Genomic DNA, 17,873 nt, shown 5'->3' on the forward strand with positions numbered 1-17,873 from the left:
CAAATGTTTAATACGCTTTTCTGATTAAGCAATTTTTTATACTACAAAAGAATGAAAAGTTAGTGACACCTAAAAAACGGACAGGAATTGCTTTTCAACCCTAAAACAAGCTAATAAAAAACATCCCGCAATAAAAAGCGGGATAAATTCTATTGGGGGAAATCATATTTGGCTTTTATGGCAATTAAATAAAATAAGTTTATCTTTTGCCCTATTTATGATATTTTCCTGTACACTCTACGATATCAATCTCAATCACAGCAGTACCCTTAATCATGTTATCAGGAAGCTCTTTTCCAGCAAATTGCGGAGTGTACTTCTCAACCAGCTTATTCAATACTTCACGTTTATAATTTAAGTCTTCAAGCAGCGAAGCGTTTCCAATAATCACAACACTATTGTACTCTGCCTCAGTATCACAGGCATTCTCGATATTGTCAGTCAAGAGACCAAACAATTCATCAACCTCAAAGCATGCTTTGGGGTTTCGATTTACATTATCGATTTTTTGTCCCTTTGGTAGGCCATGCATATAAATTTTGTTATTGTAGTAAACAAAGTGCATGGCAACGACATATGGATAGCCATTCTCATTGATAGTAGCGAATCGCCCGGTATCCGCACGATGAAGTAGCTCGTCAATCTGCTCCAACGTTAATTGAAACTTCTTCATTCTGTATTGCATAATTTTATCCTCCTCCTAATTATGTAAATTTGACTTTTATTCAAGATATATATGTACTTGATATACAATTAAACATATCGTATCACATAAGTGTATCTGTGAAAAGATACACTTATGTGATATAATATAGGGTACACTTTGGCATAAGGATGGTTATAATTCTATGATTTATATTCAAGAAAATTCAAATGATCCAATGTATCTTCAGATCTACCGTCAGATCAAAGAAGATATTGAACAAGGAAATATTGTACATGGAGAACGGCTTCCAGGTATTCGCACACTAGCCCAAACATTGGGTATTGCGCGTAATACTGTCAGTCAGGCTTATGCCCAGCTGGCTGTGGAGGGATATGCTCAAGCGAGACATGGTTCAGGATTTTTCGTTCTAGACACCTCAAATAAAGTTACGGAGAGGAATTATGTACCACAGGATACAAACGCTTTATCTGTCGAAACATCAGAACTGAAGCAACCTGTAAGTCTATATGATTTTCAGTACGGCGGGCTTCCTTATGAGCAATTTCCTTTCAAGTTATGGCGAAAATATACCTCTCAAATTCTCTTATCACCGCAAAAAGATGTAGTTAATCAATATCCGGATAAGCAGGGTGATCTGTTGTTAAGACAAGAGATCAAAAAATACCTGCACAGGTCAAGGGGGATGGTTTGTTGTGATGAACAGATTATCATCGGCTCTGGACTACACTATTCGTTAGATATTTTGTGCAAGATTTTGTGTAAAGAAAACAATACGATTGCAATGGAAGAACCCGGTTACAATGGGGCAAGGGATGTATTTATCAACAACAATTATAATCTGCATGCAATCCAAGCTAGTAAAGATGGACTTATCCTCTCGTCAATTCATCATTCTGACGCATGTGCTGCTTATGTAACGCCTTCGCATCAATTTCCTTATGGAACTGTGATGCCAATTTTTCAGCGTAAGGAGCTCCTTAATTGGGCAAATGTTAACGATGCGTATATCATTGAGGACGATTATGACAGTGAACTCAGATATGATGCCAATCCAGTGCCAGCACTCCACTCTTTAGACACCGAAGACCGTACTATCTACATCGGAACTTTTTCAAAGTCTCTTTCTCCTTCTCTGCGGGTGAACTATATGGTGTTGCCAGTACGCCTGCTAACGAGGTATTATAGTTTATTCCGTTCCCATAATTCTCCTGTATCATGGTTGACGCAACGTGTTTTAGCTGCATATATGAGGGATGGAAACTATGAGCGTCATATTCGAAAAATGTGCATCACCTACAAAAGGCGTCATGATGTATTTGTACAGAAAGCAACAGAAATGTTTGACAGAAAAGTAATCTTACATGGTCGTGGAGCAGGGGTACATTTCGTTTTGGAGTTTCCGGGTGGTGAAGAACAGGATTGGCTTATTAAACAGGCAGAAAGAGTCGGAGTCAAAGTATATTCTATGATTCCATTCTGGAATGACAGGAATGATTGTCCCCGAAACATTATATTTGCAGGATACAGCTTACTGAGTGAACAACAGATACGAGAAGGTATTGCATTGCTACAATCCGCATGGTTCAGTGCATTACCATAATGAAAATTGAATGGTGAAATTTCGGAAGACATGCTATATTGCAATTTTGTGCTATAATTTAGATGAAAAAGTGAATTTTGTGTAGATATTCCTCTCATTACGAACCTTACAACAACTGTAAGTGTTAATTGGTAAATTTTCATTATATAGTATTAATAGAGGAAAGTATAGGGAGGATATGATATGAAAATTTCAGATAAGTTGCTTCGAGTTCAGGAAGTATATAAGACATATGGTAAGGGACAAAGTGAAACCGTTGCATTAAAGGGAATTACTTTTGATGTTTTTCCAGGAGAGTTTCTTGGAATCATGGGTGCAAGTGGGTCAGGCAAGACGACATTGCTTAATTGCATTGCAACGATGCTTAAACCAACATCTGGACAAGTCTTATTAGAGGGACAGAATATTTCTTCATTCAGAGGATCTCAACTAGCAAAATATCGAGGGAGTAAAATTGGATATTTATTTCAAGGATTTGAGTTATTAGATAACTTAACTGCGAGAGAAAATATCGTTTTGCCGTTGTCGATACATGGAGAGAACCCCAAAAAGGAAGAGGAACAACTTCAAAAATTAGTGAAGCAATTTGATATTGAGGAGGTATTAAATAAATTTCCATCTCAAATGTCAGGAGGTCAGAAGCAGAGAGTTGCAGCAGCAAGATCATTGATTTCGAATCCAAGCATTGTATTAGCAGATGAGCCAACCGGTGCCCTGGATTCGAAAAATGCAAAAATCTTGATGGAAAAACTATCTTCCACCAATGAGACAGATGGGACCACGATTTTGATGGTTACTCACGATGCCAATGCAGCAAGCTTTTGCTCAAGAATCTTATTTATCCAAGATGGTGTGATTTTTCATGAGCTTCGAAAGAAAGTACCTGGAGAAACTAAGAATTCGTTTTATGAACGTATCTTAACTGTTATGGCACAGTTGGGAGGAGGCAGCGCTAATGTTCTTTGATTTCATCAAACGAAATAGTAGTAGAATCCGAAAAGAAAATGGGGTTTATTTTGCCTCACTCGTTATTTCTATTGTTGCTTTTTATGTCATCCTTTCCCTTGGCGAACAGGATGTTATGGTGTATCTAAAGACGGTTGAGAGTAATGCAGTAGCTAAGCTTTTGTTAATGATTCCGGTGCTCTATGCCGTCTCATTGTTCTTCGTATTTTTCTTGGTTTATTTTGCTAACAGATACCAATTACAACGTCGTAGTCATGAATTTGGAATCTATTTGATGATGGGGATGAAACGAAGCAGGTTGTTCGCAATGATCATGGGGGAAACATTGTGGAATGGTTTAGTCGCTTTGCTCATTGGAATTCCAAGTTCCTTATTTTTGACAGAACTAATTAGTCTGGCAACTTCTAGACTTATTGGAATGGGCATCATTGGTCATCAGTTTCGTATCTCCTGGGCGGGTCTAGGATTAACGGTATTTGGTTTCATTATGGTGCAACTATTAGCTGTGTTTATTCTTAGCTTAGGAATGAGCAAGAAGGAACCTGTGGATTTGCTGAATGAACAGAAGGAAAAATTGCAAAGAATTCTTTCGCCTGTATGGGGCTGGTTTAATTTGCTACTTGGAGTAGTTTTGCTATGTGCAGCTTATGTATTGGCAATTTTATATTTGCGTACTCTTGATGTTTTAGTGTTTGCATTAATATTCTTTGTAGGAATCAGTGGAACTTTTATGCTATTTCGTGGATTGGGGAGTTTCATTGGACGATGGATAAGACGTAAAAGTAGCTCATCTACTGGATTATTTATATTTACAGGAAGGCAACTTCAAGAGAATGTTCTACATCAATGGAGTTCTCTTGCTATATCATCACTCTTAATTCTTTCGGCTATGGTTTGTTTTGCTTTTGGTATTTCTACAACTTTAAATCGAGGTGAAGCATTAGGCAGAACCGTAGATTTTACTTTTAAAGGATCAGAAAAAGAAATTGTTTCTGTACTGACATCTGATAAATTGAAACCTTATGTAAAGGATTATTATCCTATGAAACTTGGTAATTTAAGGACACCTTATAAAGATATGCCTGAAAATACTGTCGCGCACACTTTTTCTTGGGCAGGATTAGAAGAATCTATTTCGAGAGAAAAAAATTCAGAAGAAAAAGAAAATCTATTAAGGGGTTTATCTTATCAAGAGAGTCCTTATTTAATTTCGCTTACAAGTTATAATACACTGCTTAAATCTACCAATAAATCTCCCATTGTATTAGGAGATAATGAAGTAGCAATGTATTCTAATGGAGGGTTTTCATTCTCTCATGATATATTAAGTAAAGTATTGAAAACTAATCCAACAATTTATATCGATGAAAAACAATACGAATTAACATCAACACTATATACAAGCAATCTTGTTGCAGATCGATCGATCACAATTTCGTATGCCTTGATTGTTCCTGATGATATGTACAATGCGTTGATTGGAAATTCTGAAGAACCATTCTGCTGGAATATGGTTCTAGATTCTGATTTTGTTCGCGAAAAAGGTCTGATGCAAGCCATGTATCAAGTAGATGAGTTACTTAATACATCTGGCTTAAACTATGAAAGCTATCTTGCCAGCATGGGAAGACAGTTGTTTTATATAGTCGCAGGAAGTTATACGACACTTTATTTAGGTGTGATGTTCCTTATCATTGCAAACACGGTGTTAGGATTGAAGTTTCTTATGCAGCAAAGAAGCACAAGACATAGGTATTCTACATTATCTATGTTAGGGGCAAGTGTTAAATCCCTGTGTTCATCAGCAAGGATACAAATATGGTGGTATTTTGGTTTGGTGATTGCTGTAGCGTTGATTAGTTCAATTTTTGGTATTTGGTCTATGTTAGAAGCTTTCAGGGTTATTCCAAAGACATCAAACAGTAGCACTATTATTTTGCTGGTAGGAATTGCACTTATTATCTTTATCGTTTTTGAGCTTTGCTATATATGGATGATCCAGAGGAAGAGTGATGAAGAAATTAAGCAATTAAAAGAGGCTTGATAGGAGGTGAAAAAGTGGAAAAGATAGTCATTGTTGAGGACGATATCTTTCTACGTGACGAGTTACAAAATATATTAGAGAAAGAGGGATACTCTGTAGAGTGTATCTCTTCTTTCGATACCGCTTTGGAAGATATTGCCTCGGCTTCTCCTTCACTAATTGTATTAGATTTGAATTTGCCCAAGCTTTCTGGATTCGATATTTGTCGGACGCTTAAGGCTAGAGGAATAGGCCCTATTTTGGTGTTGACTTCACGCAATCAACTTCGTGATGAGTTGCATGCATTAGATTTAGGTGCAGATGATTACTTAACGAAACCGTGTCATCCTGAACGTCTGATTGCTAGAATTCAAAAGTTAATTCATCTCTATGCAAATATACGTGTTCTATTAGATGTTGGTGATTTTCAGTTAGATGAGAATGCAAATGTATTATATGTTGGTGAGGATTCTATTTCATTATCGGAGAATGAAGGAATTATTATTAAAGCCTTGGTGAAAGCTGCTCCTTCTGTAGTAAAAAAAGAGGAGCTTTTTAGCCTGCTGTGGGGAAGTAGCGACTATGTTGATGAGAACATATTACAAGTAAATATGACCAGATTACGTAAGACACTTGATGAGGTTGGATTGTCTAATCGAATCAAGACGGTAAGGGGAATTGGTTATCAATTAAAAAGAGGTGACTGCGAATGAAGCCAAGAGATTGGATTAATATTTTAAACGAATCACGTCCTTGGATATTACTTCTTTGTATAAGTGATGTTTTTTTCCTTTTTCTGGCTTGGTTAGCGTATCCAGAAACATTCGGACTTCTGGTTGGTATCATGGTTATTTTTTCTGTAATTAGCATTGTCTTTGGTATGTTACTTGTTTGTAAAAAGCAGGCAAAACAAAACAAAGCATTCTATGATTTTCTTCGAGAACCCTCACCGGAGCATGAATGTCAATTGATAGAATCCATTGGTGATTCTCGTAAAGAAGAAGTGAATTATCTAGCTAATAAATTGCGGATGCAAAATGATCAATTAGATGATGCGAAACTGCAATCCATAAACTATGAGGAGTTTATTGAAAGTTGGGTTCATGAGATAAAGACACCTATTTCTTTAGCAACGTTTGTTTTGGAAAATCGTAAAGAAGAAATGTCGAAGCTGGTGTATCAAAGACTTGAGCACGCAAGAATTAATATCAGTGATGATGTTGAACAGATACTATTTTATGCAAGATTACAGGCATCGCATGTTGACTACCGCTTAGAGAGCGTCTCGTTGAATCTTTGCTGTGAAGATGTACGGTTGGAACTCCAAGCATTACTTGAGGAAAAAGAAGTTACAGTTATTTCTCAGATGGAAGATGTCCCGATTGTATCGGATAAAAAGACACTTCAGTTTATTTTTACACAAATATTGGTTAATGCAGTGAAATACTCCAATGAAGAAATCGAGAGCTTTATCTGGTTAAAAACTGGTTTTGATAGTGTAGAGAATAGGTATTATTTAAGAATCTCTGATAATGGTATTGGAGTGTTGAATTCTGATCTTCCTTTCATTTTTGACAAAGGATTTACAGGAGATAATCCTAATCGAAGCCAGTCTACTGGAATAGGACTGTATCTTGTAAAGAAATTGTGTGATGAATTACAGATTGAAATTGAAGTTGAGTCTGAATACAGAAAGGGTTTTGCAATCCAATTGCTATTTCCGATAATTTAGGACGTGTGAGTTTTGATGCCTAAGCAGTGAGAAGAAAATAATACAAGCCTACGTAAAGCAATTATATTAGTATATTGTCTCTATTGATAAATGTTATTCAATCCAATAAGTACAAAGCAACTTGAAAAAAGAGGAGCCAGTACCGGATGGGCCAGGGTGGATAAAATGCTTGATTGAGGGTATAAAAGTTAAGAAATTGGTGAGGCTAGTAATACCCTATCCCCTAGTTTGCAACTTACCCCGGAGTAAGTTACCTCAAAAATAAAACTATTGATGAATTGCACTTTTGGCAGAGGTTGATGCTAGTCACAGGTGAAAAGGAGGACAAATAATGATTACAGATAAACAGAGAGAATTGGCAAAAAAATTTAGCAATATGCATACCGATAGCAGAATGTTTGTGCTTCCCAATGTTTGGGATGCCGGCAGTGCTTATGTGTTTGAAAAACAGGGATTTCGGGCCGTGGCAACCTCCAGTGCTGGTGTGGCCTATGCACGTGGCTATCCTGACGGTAAAGATATTACCATTGATGATCTTGCCCTTTGTGTAGAGCAAATTACCCGCCGAATATATGTACCACTATCTGTGGACTTTGAGCGCGGGTATGGAGACAACGTTGCTCAGATAAAAGATAATGCCAGAAACCTCCTGTGCTGTGGCGCAGTCGGCTTCAATATTGAAGATGGCAGATCTGACGGAACATTGGACGAACTTTCGTATATGCTTGAAAAAATCAAAGTGATTGCTGAACTGAAGGAAGAACTCGGGCTTGATTTTGTCATCAACGCTCGAACCTGCACCTATTGGCTGAATGTAGCAGATGAAAATACAAAGATGCAAATTGCTCTGGAGCGCGGCAATGCGTTCAGAAATGCTGGTGCTGATTGCGTATTCATCCCGGGTGCGATGGATGAAGTAACCGTAACGAAGTTGGTGAAAGGAATTGATGCCCCACTCAATATCATTCTGAATCCCATATTTCATGACTTCGCAAGATTAGAGAAAATCGGTGTCCGGCGTTTAAGCGTTGGCTCGGGTCCGGTGCGCAGTGTTTATCATTATCTGATCGACATAGCGGATGACTTGATGAATGGCAAGGCGGAGCTGATGCTAAATCACCCGTTTGCTTATGGCAAGGCAAATGAATATTTTACAAAATAGTACATTGTCATTAATATTACAAAGTTACAGTTTTTACTTTTAATAGAATTTTTCAGTTACTCATAGCCATTATATAATTTAATGGCTCAATAACACTTCTTCAGTCGTCGTAAAGACCGAGGTTGCGCCCGGTGCTTTTCCTATTTACGTTCTATTGAAAATAGTATAGGATACTGCTAAAATAAAAGGTTTGGCATCTGGATTGCAATCGCAGGTCTCATTTTGTGTGTGATAACGAATTTTCATCATTTAAGCGATTTACTCAACTGGTTGAAGAAATAAAGTGGCAGGGGAGAGTTAATATTAGTCACGGATATTGTTTGGGAGATATGACGGTAGAAGAGGTTAGGGAATTGGCTGAAATATTGGCAGAACTAGAGATAAGCATAGCTACTACAGCATCTATAGATGTACCAGCTCCTCCTATTCCACTGCTTTATGAATACCCCTTTGGATAGGAAAGGAGATATTAAATGGCCTCAAATTGGAGATGAGGCCAGTATGGTTTTTATTCAAAGTTCTTGTTCAGCGGAAGCTATTGCTAGGGTACCAGAGAGAAAAACAGTTATGTTTAAGGGCTCCATTGTATCAGGAGTTTTATAATTTCATCTAGAATTTTTAATAACTTAAGGCGTTGAGAGAAATCAAACAAGATAAATGAAGCGTCCCCTTGTCTTTACTGCAGTGAATCTTTAAAAATATCCTTTAATTTACGGCCTAAAATAGTAAATAGCCACAGCTTATACCTTGATTTTTTCTACACTTTGTTGCAGCTTGTAAGACATGCCTGCTAGGATTTGCGCCGTAGAGGTAAGCTCCTCTGAGAACGCCGTCTGCTCCTGGATGGAGACTGCAATCTGATGTGAAGATGCAGTAACTGCAGAAACACTCGCAACAGAGTCGACATTGTGTACAACCTGCTCTGCAAGTATATGGATCTCCTCTGCAACTACAGCGAAACCTTTACCTGATTCACCAGCCCTTGCAGCTTCAATTGCAGCATTCAGTGCAAGTAAATTGGTTTGTCCAGCGACATTATTGATTACCTCGGTGATCTCGGTAATCTTTTCGACACTTGAATTAAGCGTGGCCAGTTTGTCAATTACATACTTAAAGGCGTGTCTTATATCTGAAACAGATTGTACTAGCTCTTCGATTTTCAATGAGCCAATATCGGCGGATTGCTTGATTTTCTGGTTTGCACCTGATACCTTTCCCATATTAGTGTTGATTGTGTCCATGGTATTACCAAACTCTTCAAGTAGTTCGACAGAATCTGCAAGCATGATGCTCTGCCGTGATGCGTCGTCTGCAACCTGGCTGGCTCATTGTGCAACCCCCATGCTTGAACTTGCAACCTCTTGGCTGGATGATGAAAGCACCTGCGAAACCTCATTAAGACTAATTTTAAAGACTGAGATAGTGGCTATTTGCTTCATATTTCTTTGCACATAAGATATACTTTTGAGAATCCTGCCTTTTTGGTTATTTTCCCCAATGTATCTACTTTCAATGTGGAAAACCCAAGACGTTCGTAAAGTTTTTTTGCTTTAGGATTTGTGTCGACAACCTCTAAAAATATTTTAGATATATTTTCTTTTCTTACTTGTTCAAAAGCAGTTAAAAGTAGTTGCTCACCAATTCCTTGTCCACGAACTGATTTATTTACAGCTATCATTTCGACTTTGGCCTCATTATCATTCAAAGGAGTTTCAAAATAATTTACAATTTTATGGAAAGCATATCGCCACAATCCTCCCCATTTACCGAAAATTTTCGTAAAATTTTTTAATTCATATTTAAAAAAATATGCGTCTTTTTTATCTAGAGCAATATACCCGACAACTGTATCATCAAGCAATGCATAAACGCCGTTTTCAAAAATGGCAGCACTCGTAAGAAACTGTTTTGCTTGGCCCTCTGTTTTATTGAACAGCCACAAATACCTAATTTTTTTGAGAAACGCTTCATAGGCAAGATCCGCGAATTCATTTTGTTGGATTGTGGATACTTTTTTTACAAATAATATACTCATAGCAGTACAACCACCTTCACTTTTTTATTCTTCTAGATAAGCCTAGGTAAAGAATTTCAGCATATCGCAAAACGTATTAATCTGTTCGCCCGTATAATTTGATTCAACTGCAACTCCTTCAATACAAGGTCATAGTAAAATTATTGAATTGCTTATCGTAATGACATAACAAATCTCCCCTTACAAATATTGTTCAAACCAATCCCAAAAGATGATATATAATACTAAACAAAGTTCTAGCTGAGAAAGATATGCTAAAGGGAGTCTTATTTTCTATTATTCAACAATTTATCCATTAAAATTTGCCATGATAATTCGTAAGAACCTGTTGGTCTTACTATAATTCCCCAGGAAATGCCTGCTAATTGAGCATTAAATGCTTCGGCGATGAATTCAGCTTCTTCCTCTTTGAAAAAACCTAAGGCTACTCCGCGATTAATTAACTGCTGATGATAGGCGAGGGTTTTTTCTTCTAGGTACTCAGTTTTTTGTTTTAGACTTTCTTGACGCATGGACAAAAGATGATATTGCTTTAAAATACTCCCTAATTGAGGATGTTCTTTTAAATAGCGAATGTCTTCTAAACCCACCTCTGTCAATTTTTTAGCGTACGTCTCGATTGTCCAGCTCTCTAGATCAGTATGAAAGTCTTTAATAGTTTCCAAAATTATCGCATCATAAAGGGTTTCAAACAAAGCTTCCTTAGATGCAAAATGATGATAAAGAGCAGGTTTTGAAATACCAACTTCATTGGCAATAAGACTTAATGAGGCTTTTTCATAGCCTAGTTCTGAAAATTGCTTAAAGGCAGCTTCTAAAATATGTTTATAGGTTGACATGTGTTTTCTCCTCCCTAGTATCTGATATTAATCTCATAAGGGTCTCGAAGGACCTCTCTGGAATTTGAAACGCCATAGCACAGAAAAGTACATCATGACGCCATAAACGACTAATGATAATAATAGCACAAACACTGAGCTTTGTTGAGTAATTTGCCCTAAAGCGAACATAAGGGACAACACAAAAGCACTATGGAAAATATAATGGGTAAGGGCCATTTGTCCCGTCTTTATCATAACCTGAACCCAACGGCTTTTTTGGAATCTGTCGACCAATAATAGACAGAGAGTAATCCAACAAATTGCCCATCCTGATGCAGCAAATATATAAAAAAGGCTTGGTGGCATAGGTTTTGTACCAGATTGGAAAGCCACTTTGGCCCTCCTGCTTCAAAGACCAAACTATAATTGACAAGCATCATGCCTAATATGGCTAGGGATCTTGCAAAATCTAAGCCTTCTAATCTTTTCATCGCTAATCTCCTTCACATTGATATTTCTAAAAGTTACTTAACGGTAGGTAAGTAAAATATATCATCCATATGCTATTTTGGCAATAGGTTTTTTAATCTTTTGACTGATGAAAAATTTAAAGTTGGTACTGATAGTAATATGATGTATATCTGGACATACAAAAACTAAGTCAAGAATTAGTCAAATTAGTAAAAGATATTTAATTAGTAACATTAATGATGAAATACAGAAAGTAAATTATTTTCTCATGTATCTAAAATTTTATAAGAGGGTACAGTAATTATAACTAAGCTATATAAAGTAAATAAAAAAACTATTTGACAAAGTGATATAATTAAGGTTATTATAGATATATTAAGTCCTTGATTGGAGGTGATTCAAACATTATGAAGTATTCAAAAGCTACAAATTATGCCCTTCACACCATGCTTTTTCTTGCAATGGATACACCAAATGAGCTTGTTGGTGTACAAGAGTTAGCAGAAAAACAAAAAGTTTCCCCAACGTACTTGTCCAAAATATTGACCAAATTGGTTAAGGAAGGAATGATTAATTCTTCTTCAGGTGTCAACGGAGGTTATTCACTTAGTCAAAATTGGGAAGATATTTCATTCTTGGACATCATACATGCTATTGAAGGTAAATCATCTTTGTTTGATTGCTGTTCAGATTCTCCTTCAGAATGTGTTATAAAAAAAGTAATGCTTTCGGCAGAGGAAAAAATGGAGAAAGAGTTAAAGAATCAAAAAATATCAGATCTTGTTAAGAAAATATCTGTGGATTTATAATCCACTCTTATTTTTAAATGAATTGTAGATATAAGAAGTCTTTTAAGTCTTTGATTTCAGATTTAGATTAGTTATTGGTATGGATAAATATCAAATCCAATTGGGTTAAATATTTCCCATCAATTCCAAATATAAAACAGTATTATGGGGGAAAGTCTACTCAACTGTCCCTACTGTGATAGATGGAATTAGAAGACTGATCCTTGATTGTTATTTCAGAAAATAATTTTAATCGTGATTATTACGATTAAAAAATAAAAGGAGGCAAATTTATGCAAATCACACTTTATTTAATTATGGGAATAATTATTGGAATGTTTTTCCCTATTCAGGCATCTATAAGTGCTCGTTTAAGCTCTTATTCGAAAACACCTTTGACAGCTTCACTTACTGCATTTTCTTTAGGAACAGTGATACTACTCATTATAAATTTAATAGTAGATCCTGCAGGAATTACTGTTGGAATTGATTTTTCCTACCCATTGTATGTTTTTATCGGTGGAGCAATAACTGGTGTCGGTTTTAATTTGGCTAATATCATTCTTTTTTCAAAACTTGGTGCTTCAGTTACGACGCTAGTAACCGTAACTGGGCAAATGATTGTAGGAATCCTAATCGATCACTTTGGATGGTTCGGTGTACCAGCTAATCCTGTTAGCATTACTACAGCACTCGGAGGCGTCATTATGATTTTCGCCATTTCTTTGGCTCAACCTAAAAAGAAAAAAGATTTAGCTATGGCGTCAGAAGAAGAAAAGAAGGATAGTAAAATCACTTGGATAATTTTAGGTGTTTTAGCCGGATTTTTACCACCATTGCAAACCGCTATTAATGGAAAACTTCGTGTTGCAACGGGCTCTCTTTTAGGGGCTACCTTTATTTCTTTTTTTGTTGGCACGATTATCTTGATTACTTTGGTATTGATTACTCAACGTCGCCTAGAGTTTCCTTTGTATGACACTCAAAAGAAGCGTATTCCTATTTGGATATATATGGGCGGTATATTTGGCATATTTATTTTAACAGGCAACATTGTCTTGTTACCTGTACTTGGATCAGTTCTAACTACTATGATTTTCTTATTAGGACAAATGATTATGGCATTAACAATCGATCAGTTTGGAATGTTTAATTTACAAAAAAGAAAAATTGATAGTAGAAGAATTGCTACTCTAGTATTGATGATTATTGGAATCATATTTGTTAAGTTCTTGTAATCTTATATGTCAGACTAAGCATGTATTCAATATATTCAAAAAAACACCGTTCGGCCAAGGAACTGCCAGATTCAAGCGGCATCATTATTGTACGCTCAAGGCACGTCGAGGCTACAGTGTAGGAACACAATAAATGATGAAGTTGAATAAAAATTAAATAATTAAGATAAGCATTGAAATTAATGACTTCAGTGCTTATCTTACAATTAAAAGCAAACAGACGTTTCTATCAAAAGGAAACGTCTTTTTTGTGCTCAAAAATAGTTGAAACTCAACAGAAAGGAATTACAAATGAAATATAAATCAAAGTTAGTAAAAGTCACCTTTTCTGTAGAACAACTCATTGCTGAAAATGATACAAAAAGAAATATAGAATCTACTTATTGTTTATTTTGTTGGCAAAGATTTTGAACTATAATTATATTGAAGTTCTGTTATTTAATTATTCAAAGGAGAAACAATCATGAATCATTTTGATAGTAAACAAGAATATATAAAACGTATAAATAAGGTGCAAGATTATATAGAGGATAACTTATATCATAATCTTACACTTGAAGAACTATCTGATATTGCAGGGTTTTCAAAATATCATTTTCATAGAATCTTTAAAGGCGTTTCTAAAGAATCGTTGTTTCATTATGTGACAAGAAATAAATTAGAACGTGTAAGAAGTACATTGATTGCTCGTCCTGATTTATCGATTACAGACGTAGCCTATAAATTGGGGTTTACTGATTCTGCTATTTTTTCTCGTACCTTTAAGAATTATTACAAAATCAGTCCAAAAGCCTGTTTTAGAAACGATGCTGTTACTTATCAAACGATAAAAATGTATTTAACTTATAAGGGAGGCGAAAGTCCAATTGTAAAGTACATTAAGAGCAATTTAGGTAAAGAAAATCTTATACTTGACTTATTGTCACTTTTCCCAGAATATGGACTTGGTGATTTGCAATATCAAATGATTATTGATGAGTACAACAGATTATGAGTATACCCTGTATCCCAGATAGCACAGAAATTAGATAAAGAAAATTCAAAGGCATTGAGATGAGAAATCTTGATGCCTCTGTTTTCATATTATGGCAGTTTTCATACTTGAGATATAGCATTTTAAAATATATAATTATTAAAAGGGTTAGTGGGATTATATATGGCATAATCATTCTATGATACACTACAAGATATAAGACTTAATATTTACTAGGGGTGATGGCGATGAATTGGTTAAGAAAGTTTATGCTGGGGAGATATGGAGGGGATCAGCTCTCTATTTATTTACTTGTGCTGTCATTGGTTTTAACATTGATAGGCCAGCTTGTTGGAATAGCAGCATTAAGTACTGTAGGCTATATCCCGTTATTTGCAGCTGGCTACAGGACACTCTCGAAGGATGTAAGAAAACGCGGTAAGGAGAATTATAAGTTTGCAATATTTATAAGTCCTATTTACTCTAAGCTTAAAAAAGTTCAAAACCGTATTAAAGGCTCAAAGACTCACAAATATTATAAGTGTAGCAAGTGCAAGACCATGGTGAGGGTTCCGAAGGGCAAAGGGAAAATCAAGATTACATGCCCTAAGTGTAAAGATAAGTTTATTAAGAATACATAGTCAGGTAGCTTTTGATAAAACTGAATACGATAAGGAGAAAATAACTGTAGATGAAGATAATTAAGAAGATTTCAGGTAAAATTTTATATGGAACAGCTAAGGTGATTTCTGCAATAATTGATGGTTTGATACATTTGATAGAGAACATAGTGTTATACACAGGAAAGTTTTTAAAAGGCTGTTTAGTGATAGTAAGTATGGGTGGCTGTTTGCTTTTCTTGTTGTTTGCTAATTTAGGCTTTAGAATATTGGCAAATCCTATTGGATTTTTAACTATATTGATCTTGCTTGGATTTTTAATGCTTGGGGGTAAATTAGCATCTTACTTAAAATATCAAAAATATATTATAACGGAATTTTTATTTAATACTGCTAATTACCTTATGGATGAGGAAAAATATAAATATAAAACTTTTAACCATTATAAAGAGGCTTACAAAAGAGCTGAAGAGGAAAGGATTAGAGAAGAACAGCGCCGCTATTATGAACAGCAAAGACAATGGGAAGAAAGGTTTAAACAACAATGGTATCAACAAAACTATCAAAGAGGGCAGGGAGGCTATGGTGGTTATGGAAGCCAGGGGTCATATGGTCAAGGCTATGTAAATCCCACTGTTGACTTTAAAAATAAGTATGAAAGAAGCTGTGATATTTTAGGTGTATCATATGATGCAGATAAACAGCAAATAAAAAGTGCTTATAGAAGAAAGGCAAAGGAATATCATCCAGATTTGAGTAAGCTTCCAGATGCAACAAAGAGGTTTCAAGAGATTACTGCTGCCTATGAGTTTTTAAGTGATGATAATATACAACGATATAAAAATATATAACACATAAGATACAGAAAGATTTATAGAATTTCATAACCAATATAATACCAATGTTGTATACATTGGTATTTTTTATACTTATCCATTTTTTCTGTATAATTCCCATGGAATCCAGTGCTTTTGAATCTATATGCAATATCTATAACATCTAATTTTTCAATAGAAAACATCTATTAGAAGAAAAATTCTTAAGATGATAAAATAATAACGTACAATGGAAAAAAATACAAGCCTTAAAGCCTAATCAACAATAATTAAATTATTATCTAGTGTGGTTGGGCTTTAGATATTTTATAAGCTTTAGCCATTTTAAAATGAATTGAGGAGATTAATATGAGCAAAATTATTGATTTTCAGTGCACCTATAACTATTTTGAAGGTGTTGACACCATAGTTACAGAAAATATAAATATAAAATTTCCAGAGGCCTATAAAGAATGGGAAGCTATGGCAAAGCTGGCTATTGCTATAAAGAAGCGTGATAATGCCAAATTTTGTGAGCTTCCTTTTTGTCATACCCTTGAGGCAGAGGCTCTGGGAGGAATTATAAATTATGGAGATGAAAATATTGGTCCAAGGGCTAAGGAATACATATGCACTACTGCCGAAGAACTGTTAAGGCTGCCAGAAATAGATTTTTCAAAGGGAAGGATTGCAGAGGTTCTGAAAGCTTGTAGGTATTTAAGAGAAAAGGGTGAGGATGTAATTTTATATGTTTCAGGACCCTTTACAATTTTAAATACTTTGATGGATGCTAGACATCTTTTTAAAATATTGAAGAAACAGCCAGAAGTTATGCAGAAGATATTTGAAAAGCTACAAAAGGAAATATTAGGCTTTATAGAGGAAGCACTAAAGTCAGGAGTCGATATGGTAAGCTATGGGGATTCCACTGGAGGATTAAATATATTAGGGCCTAAGCTTTCTGAAGCTGTGGTGGAGTGTTTTACCTATCCCCTATTTAAAAGGATTGAAGCAGTTTTAGGAGATAATGCAATTGTCCTCCTTTGTCCTAAAACCGCCTTTGCATTGCTAGGAACAGGTAAGGCCGTCTGGAGGGACATAGATTTAGGAGAAGCAGTCATGTATTTAGAAGGCTGTAAAATAATTATGGGCAGAGCAAAATTTACTGGACAGATGTGTATTAAAAACAAGGGTTTAGAATTAAAAAGCGGAGTTATAAAGGCTATTGATTTGATTTAAACTGAGTACTTGTCTTGAAATAAACCAGGTGTTATGTAGAATGGAGTGAAACTTATGGAAATTTCAAAAGAAAGCTTATTAAAAAAATTATCCGATGCTGTAGTTAATATGGAGGAAGAAGAAGTTATTGAAATCTGTAACGAGTATATTGAAGCAGGATATCCAGCCTTTGACGGTATTATGGAGGGACTCGTTGACGGTATGAACAGGGCAAGTCAGTTATATGAAGAGGAAGAATATTTCGTTACAGATATACTACTCTGCTCTGATGCAATGTACGAAGGCTTGTCCATACTGAGATCACATCTTCCTGCAAGTGAGTTGAATAAAGAAAGACCAAAGGGGATAATTGGAGTAGTTGAAGGAGATACCCATGATATAGGTAAAAACTTAGTTAAAATTATGCTGGAAACAGCTGGCTTTGAAATGCATGATTTGGGCAGGGATGTTCCCTTGAAGAGCTTTGTAGATAAGGCTATAGCCGTTAATGCTTCCTTTGTATGTCTGTCAACCCTGATGACAACAACTATGTCAGGAATGGGGACGGTTGTAGACCTATTGAAAGAGGCTGGAATCAGAGAACAGGTAAAGGTAGTAATAGGCGGAGGACCAATTTCAAAAAAATTTGCAGATACAATAGGTGCAGACGGTTATTCTTCCAATGCAGTTGAAGCTGTTAAATTGGTGAAAAGCTTGCTTAATATAGCCTAGAGGAGGATGTTT

The 17,873-nt window shown here is 35.6% G+C and carries 21 protein-coding genes; 15 read left to right on the forward strand and 6 right to left on the reverse strand.

Annotated features, from left to right (window positions below):
• Positions 1 to 211: 211 nt before the first annotated feature.
• On the reverse strand, positions 212 to 685 hold the full coding sequence (locus KQI88_RS02415; RefSeq protein WP_216414761.1) for a pyridoxamine 5'-phosphate oxidase family protein: 474 nt from the start codon (positions 683 to 685) through the stop codon (positions 212 to 214).
• Positions 686 to 848: 163 nt separating this feature from the next.
• Between KQI88_RS02415 and pdxR the strand changes: the two genes are divergently transcribed.
• The 8 genes from pdxR to KQI88_RS02455 all read left to right on the forward strand — a co-directional run bounded on the left by pdxR (position 849) and on the right by KQI88_RS02455 (position 8,753).
• Entirely contained in the window at positions 849 to 2,267 is a 1,419-nt protein-coding gene (pdxR, locus tag KQI88_RS02420; protein WP_216414762.1) for a MocR-like pyridoxine biosynthesis transcription factor PdxR, read from the forward strand.
• Positions 2,268 to 2,450: 183 nt separating this feature from the next.
• Complete coding sequence (locus KQI88_RS02425) at positions 2,451 to 3,233, forward strand: ABC transporter ATP-binding protein (RefSeq protein ID WP_216414763.1); 783 nt, start codon at positions 2,451 to 2,453, stop codon at positions 3,231 to 3,233.
• Positions 3,223 to 5,277, forward strand: coding sequence for an FtsX-like permease family protein (locus KQI88_RS02430; RefSeq protein ID WP_216414764.1), 2,055 nt, complete (start codon positions 3,223 to 3,225; stop codon positions 5,275 to 5,277). Before KQI88_RS02425 ends, KQI88_RS02430 begins: the two co-directional genes overlap by 11 nt.
• A 14-nt stretch (positions 5,278 to 5,291) precedes the next feature.
• Positions 5,292 to 5,969 (forward strand): response regulator transcription factor, encoded by a 678-nt coding sequence (locus KQI88_RS02435; RefSeq protein ID WP_216414765.1) that lies wholly within the window; start codon positions 5,292 to 5,294, stop codon positions 5,967 to 5,969.
• Complete coding sequence (locus KQI88_RS02440; protein ID WP_216414766.1) at positions 5,966 to 6,988, forward strand: sensor histidine kinase; 1,023 nt, start codon at positions 5,966 to 5,968, stop codon at positions 6,986 to 6,988. Before KQI88_RS02435 ends, KQI88_RS02440 begins: the two co-directional genes overlap by 4 nt.
• A gap of 331 nt (positions 6,989 to 7,319) precedes the next feature.
• Entirely contained in the window at positions 7,320 to 8,150 is an 831-nt protein-coding gene (locus KQI88_RS02445) for an isocitrate lyase/PEP mutase family protein (protein ID WP_216414767.1), read from the forward strand.
• Between the two features lie 224 nt (positions 8,151 to 8,374).
• Positions 8,375 to 8,608, forward strand: a complete 234-nt coding sequence (locus KQI88_RS02450; protein ID WP_216414768.1) for a hypothetical protein — start codon at positions 8,375 to 8,377, stop codon at positions 8,606 to 8,608.
• Entirely contained in the window at positions 8,601 to 8,753 is a 153-nt protein-coding gene (locus tag KQI88_RS02455) for a hypothetical protein (protein WP_216414769.1), read from the forward strand. The genes KQI88_RS02450 and KQI88_RS02455 overlap by 8 nt, the downstream gene beginning before the upstream one ends.
• Positions 8,754 to 8,890: 137 nt before the next feature.
• On the opposite strand, the gene KQI88_RS02460 is transcribed toward KQI88_RS02455, so the two are convergent.
• The 5 genes from KQI88_RS02460 to KQI88_RS17980 all read right to left on the reverse strand — a co-directional run bounded on the left by KQI88_RS02460 (position 8,891) and on the right by KQI88_RS17980 (position 11,497).
• Positions 8,891 to 9,436: a methyl-accepting chemotaxis protein gene (locus KQI88_RS02460; protein WP_216414770.1), complete on the reverse strand. Its 546-nt coding sequence runs from the start codon at positions 9,434 to 9,436 to the stop codon at positions 8,891 to 8,893.
• A 149-nt stretch (positions 9,437 to 9,585) separates the two neighbouring features.
• On the reverse strand, positions 9,586 to 10,185 hold the full coding sequence (locus tag KQI88_RS02465) for a GNAT family N-acetyltransferase (protein ID WP_216414771.1): 600 nt from the start codon (positions 10,183 to 10,185) through the stop codon (positions 9,586 to 9,588).
• A 266-nt stretch (positions 10,186 to 10,451) separates the two neighbouring features.
• Positions 10,452 to 11,024, reverse strand: a complete 573-nt coding sequence (locus KQI88_RS18235; protein WP_216414772.1) for a TetR/AcrR family transcriptional regulator — start codon at positions 11,022 to 11,024, stop codon at positions 10,452 to 10,454.
• A gap of 33 nt (positions 11,025 to 11,057) precedes the next feature.
• A complete protein-coding gene (locus tag KQI88_RS18620; RefSeq protein WP_408629712.1) occupies positions 11,058 to 11,372 on the reverse strand; it encodes a DUF418 domain-containing protein in 315 nt (104 codons plus the stop codon).
• On the reverse strand, positions 11,258 to 11,497 hold the full coding sequence (locus tag KQI88_RS17980; RefSeq protein ID WP_246579085.1) for a hypothetical protein: 240 nt from the start codon (positions 11,495 to 11,497) through the stop codon (positions 11,258 to 11,260). The genes KQI88_RS18620 and KQI88_RS17980 overlap by 115 nt, the downstream gene beginning before the upstream one ends.
• 387 nt (positions 11,498 to 11,884) lie before the next feature.
• Between KQI88_RS17980 and KQI88_RS02480 the strand changes: the two genes are divergently transcribed.
• The 7 genes from KQI88_RS02480 to KQI88_RS02510 all read left to right on the forward strand — a co-directional run bounded on the left by KQI88_RS02480 (position 11,885) and on the right by KQI88_RS02510 (position 17,861).
• Positions 11,885 to 12,286: an Rrf2 family transcriptional regulator gene (locus KQI88_RS02480; protein WP_216414774.1), complete on the forward strand. Its 402-nt coding sequence runs from the start codon at positions 11,885 to 11,887 to the stop codon at positions 12,284 to 12,286.
• A 272-nt stretch (positions 12,287 to 12,558) separates the two neighbouring features.
• Positions 12,559 to 13,503, forward strand: coding sequence for a DMT family transporter (locus KQI88_RS02485; RefSeq protein WP_216414775.1), 945 nt, complete (start codon positions 12,559 to 12,561; stop codon positions 13,501 to 13,503).
• Positions 13,504 to 13,966: 463 nt separating this feature from the next.
• Positions 13,967 to 14,497: a helix-turn-helix transcriptional regulator gene (locus KQI88_RS02490; protein WP_216414776.1), complete on the forward strand. Its 531-nt coding sequence runs from the start codon at positions 13,967 to 13,969 to the stop codon at positions 14,495 to 14,497.
• Between the two features lie 227 nt (positions 14,498 to 14,724).
• Entirely contained in the window at positions 14,725 to 15,117 is a 393-nt protein-coding gene (locus KQI88_RS02495) for a hypothetical protein (RefSeq protein WP_216414777.1), read from the forward strand.
• Between the two features lie 50 nt (positions 15,118 to 15,167).
• Complete coding sequence (locus KQI88_RS02500; RefSeq protein WP_216414778.1) at positions 15,168 to 15,947, forward strand: DnaJ domain-containing protein; 780 nt, start codon at positions 15,168 to 15,170, stop codon at positions 15,945 to 15,947.
• Between the two features lie 333 nt (positions 15,948 to 16,280).
• On the forward strand, positions 16,281 to 17,150 hold the full coding sequence (locus KQI88_RS02505; protein WP_216414779.1) for a uroporphyrinogen decarboxylase family protein: 870 nt from the start codon (positions 16,281 to 16,283) through the stop codon (positions 17,148 to 17,150).
• A 54-nt stretch (positions 17,151 to 17,204) separates the two neighbouring features.
• Positions 17,205 to 17,861, forward strand: a complete 657-nt coding sequence (locus tag KQI88_RS02510) for a corrinoid protein (RefSeq protein WP_216414780.1) — start codon at positions 17,205 to 17,207, stop codon at positions 17,859 to 17,861.
• Positions 17,862 to 17,873 lie beyond the last annotated feature (12 nt).

Origin of the sequence: Alkaliphilus flagellatus, assembly GCF_018919215.1 — a bacterium.
GTDB classification, from domain to species: Bacteria; Bacillota; Clostridia; order Peptostreptococcales; family Natronincolaceae; genus Alkaliphilus_B; species Alkaliphilus_B flagellatus.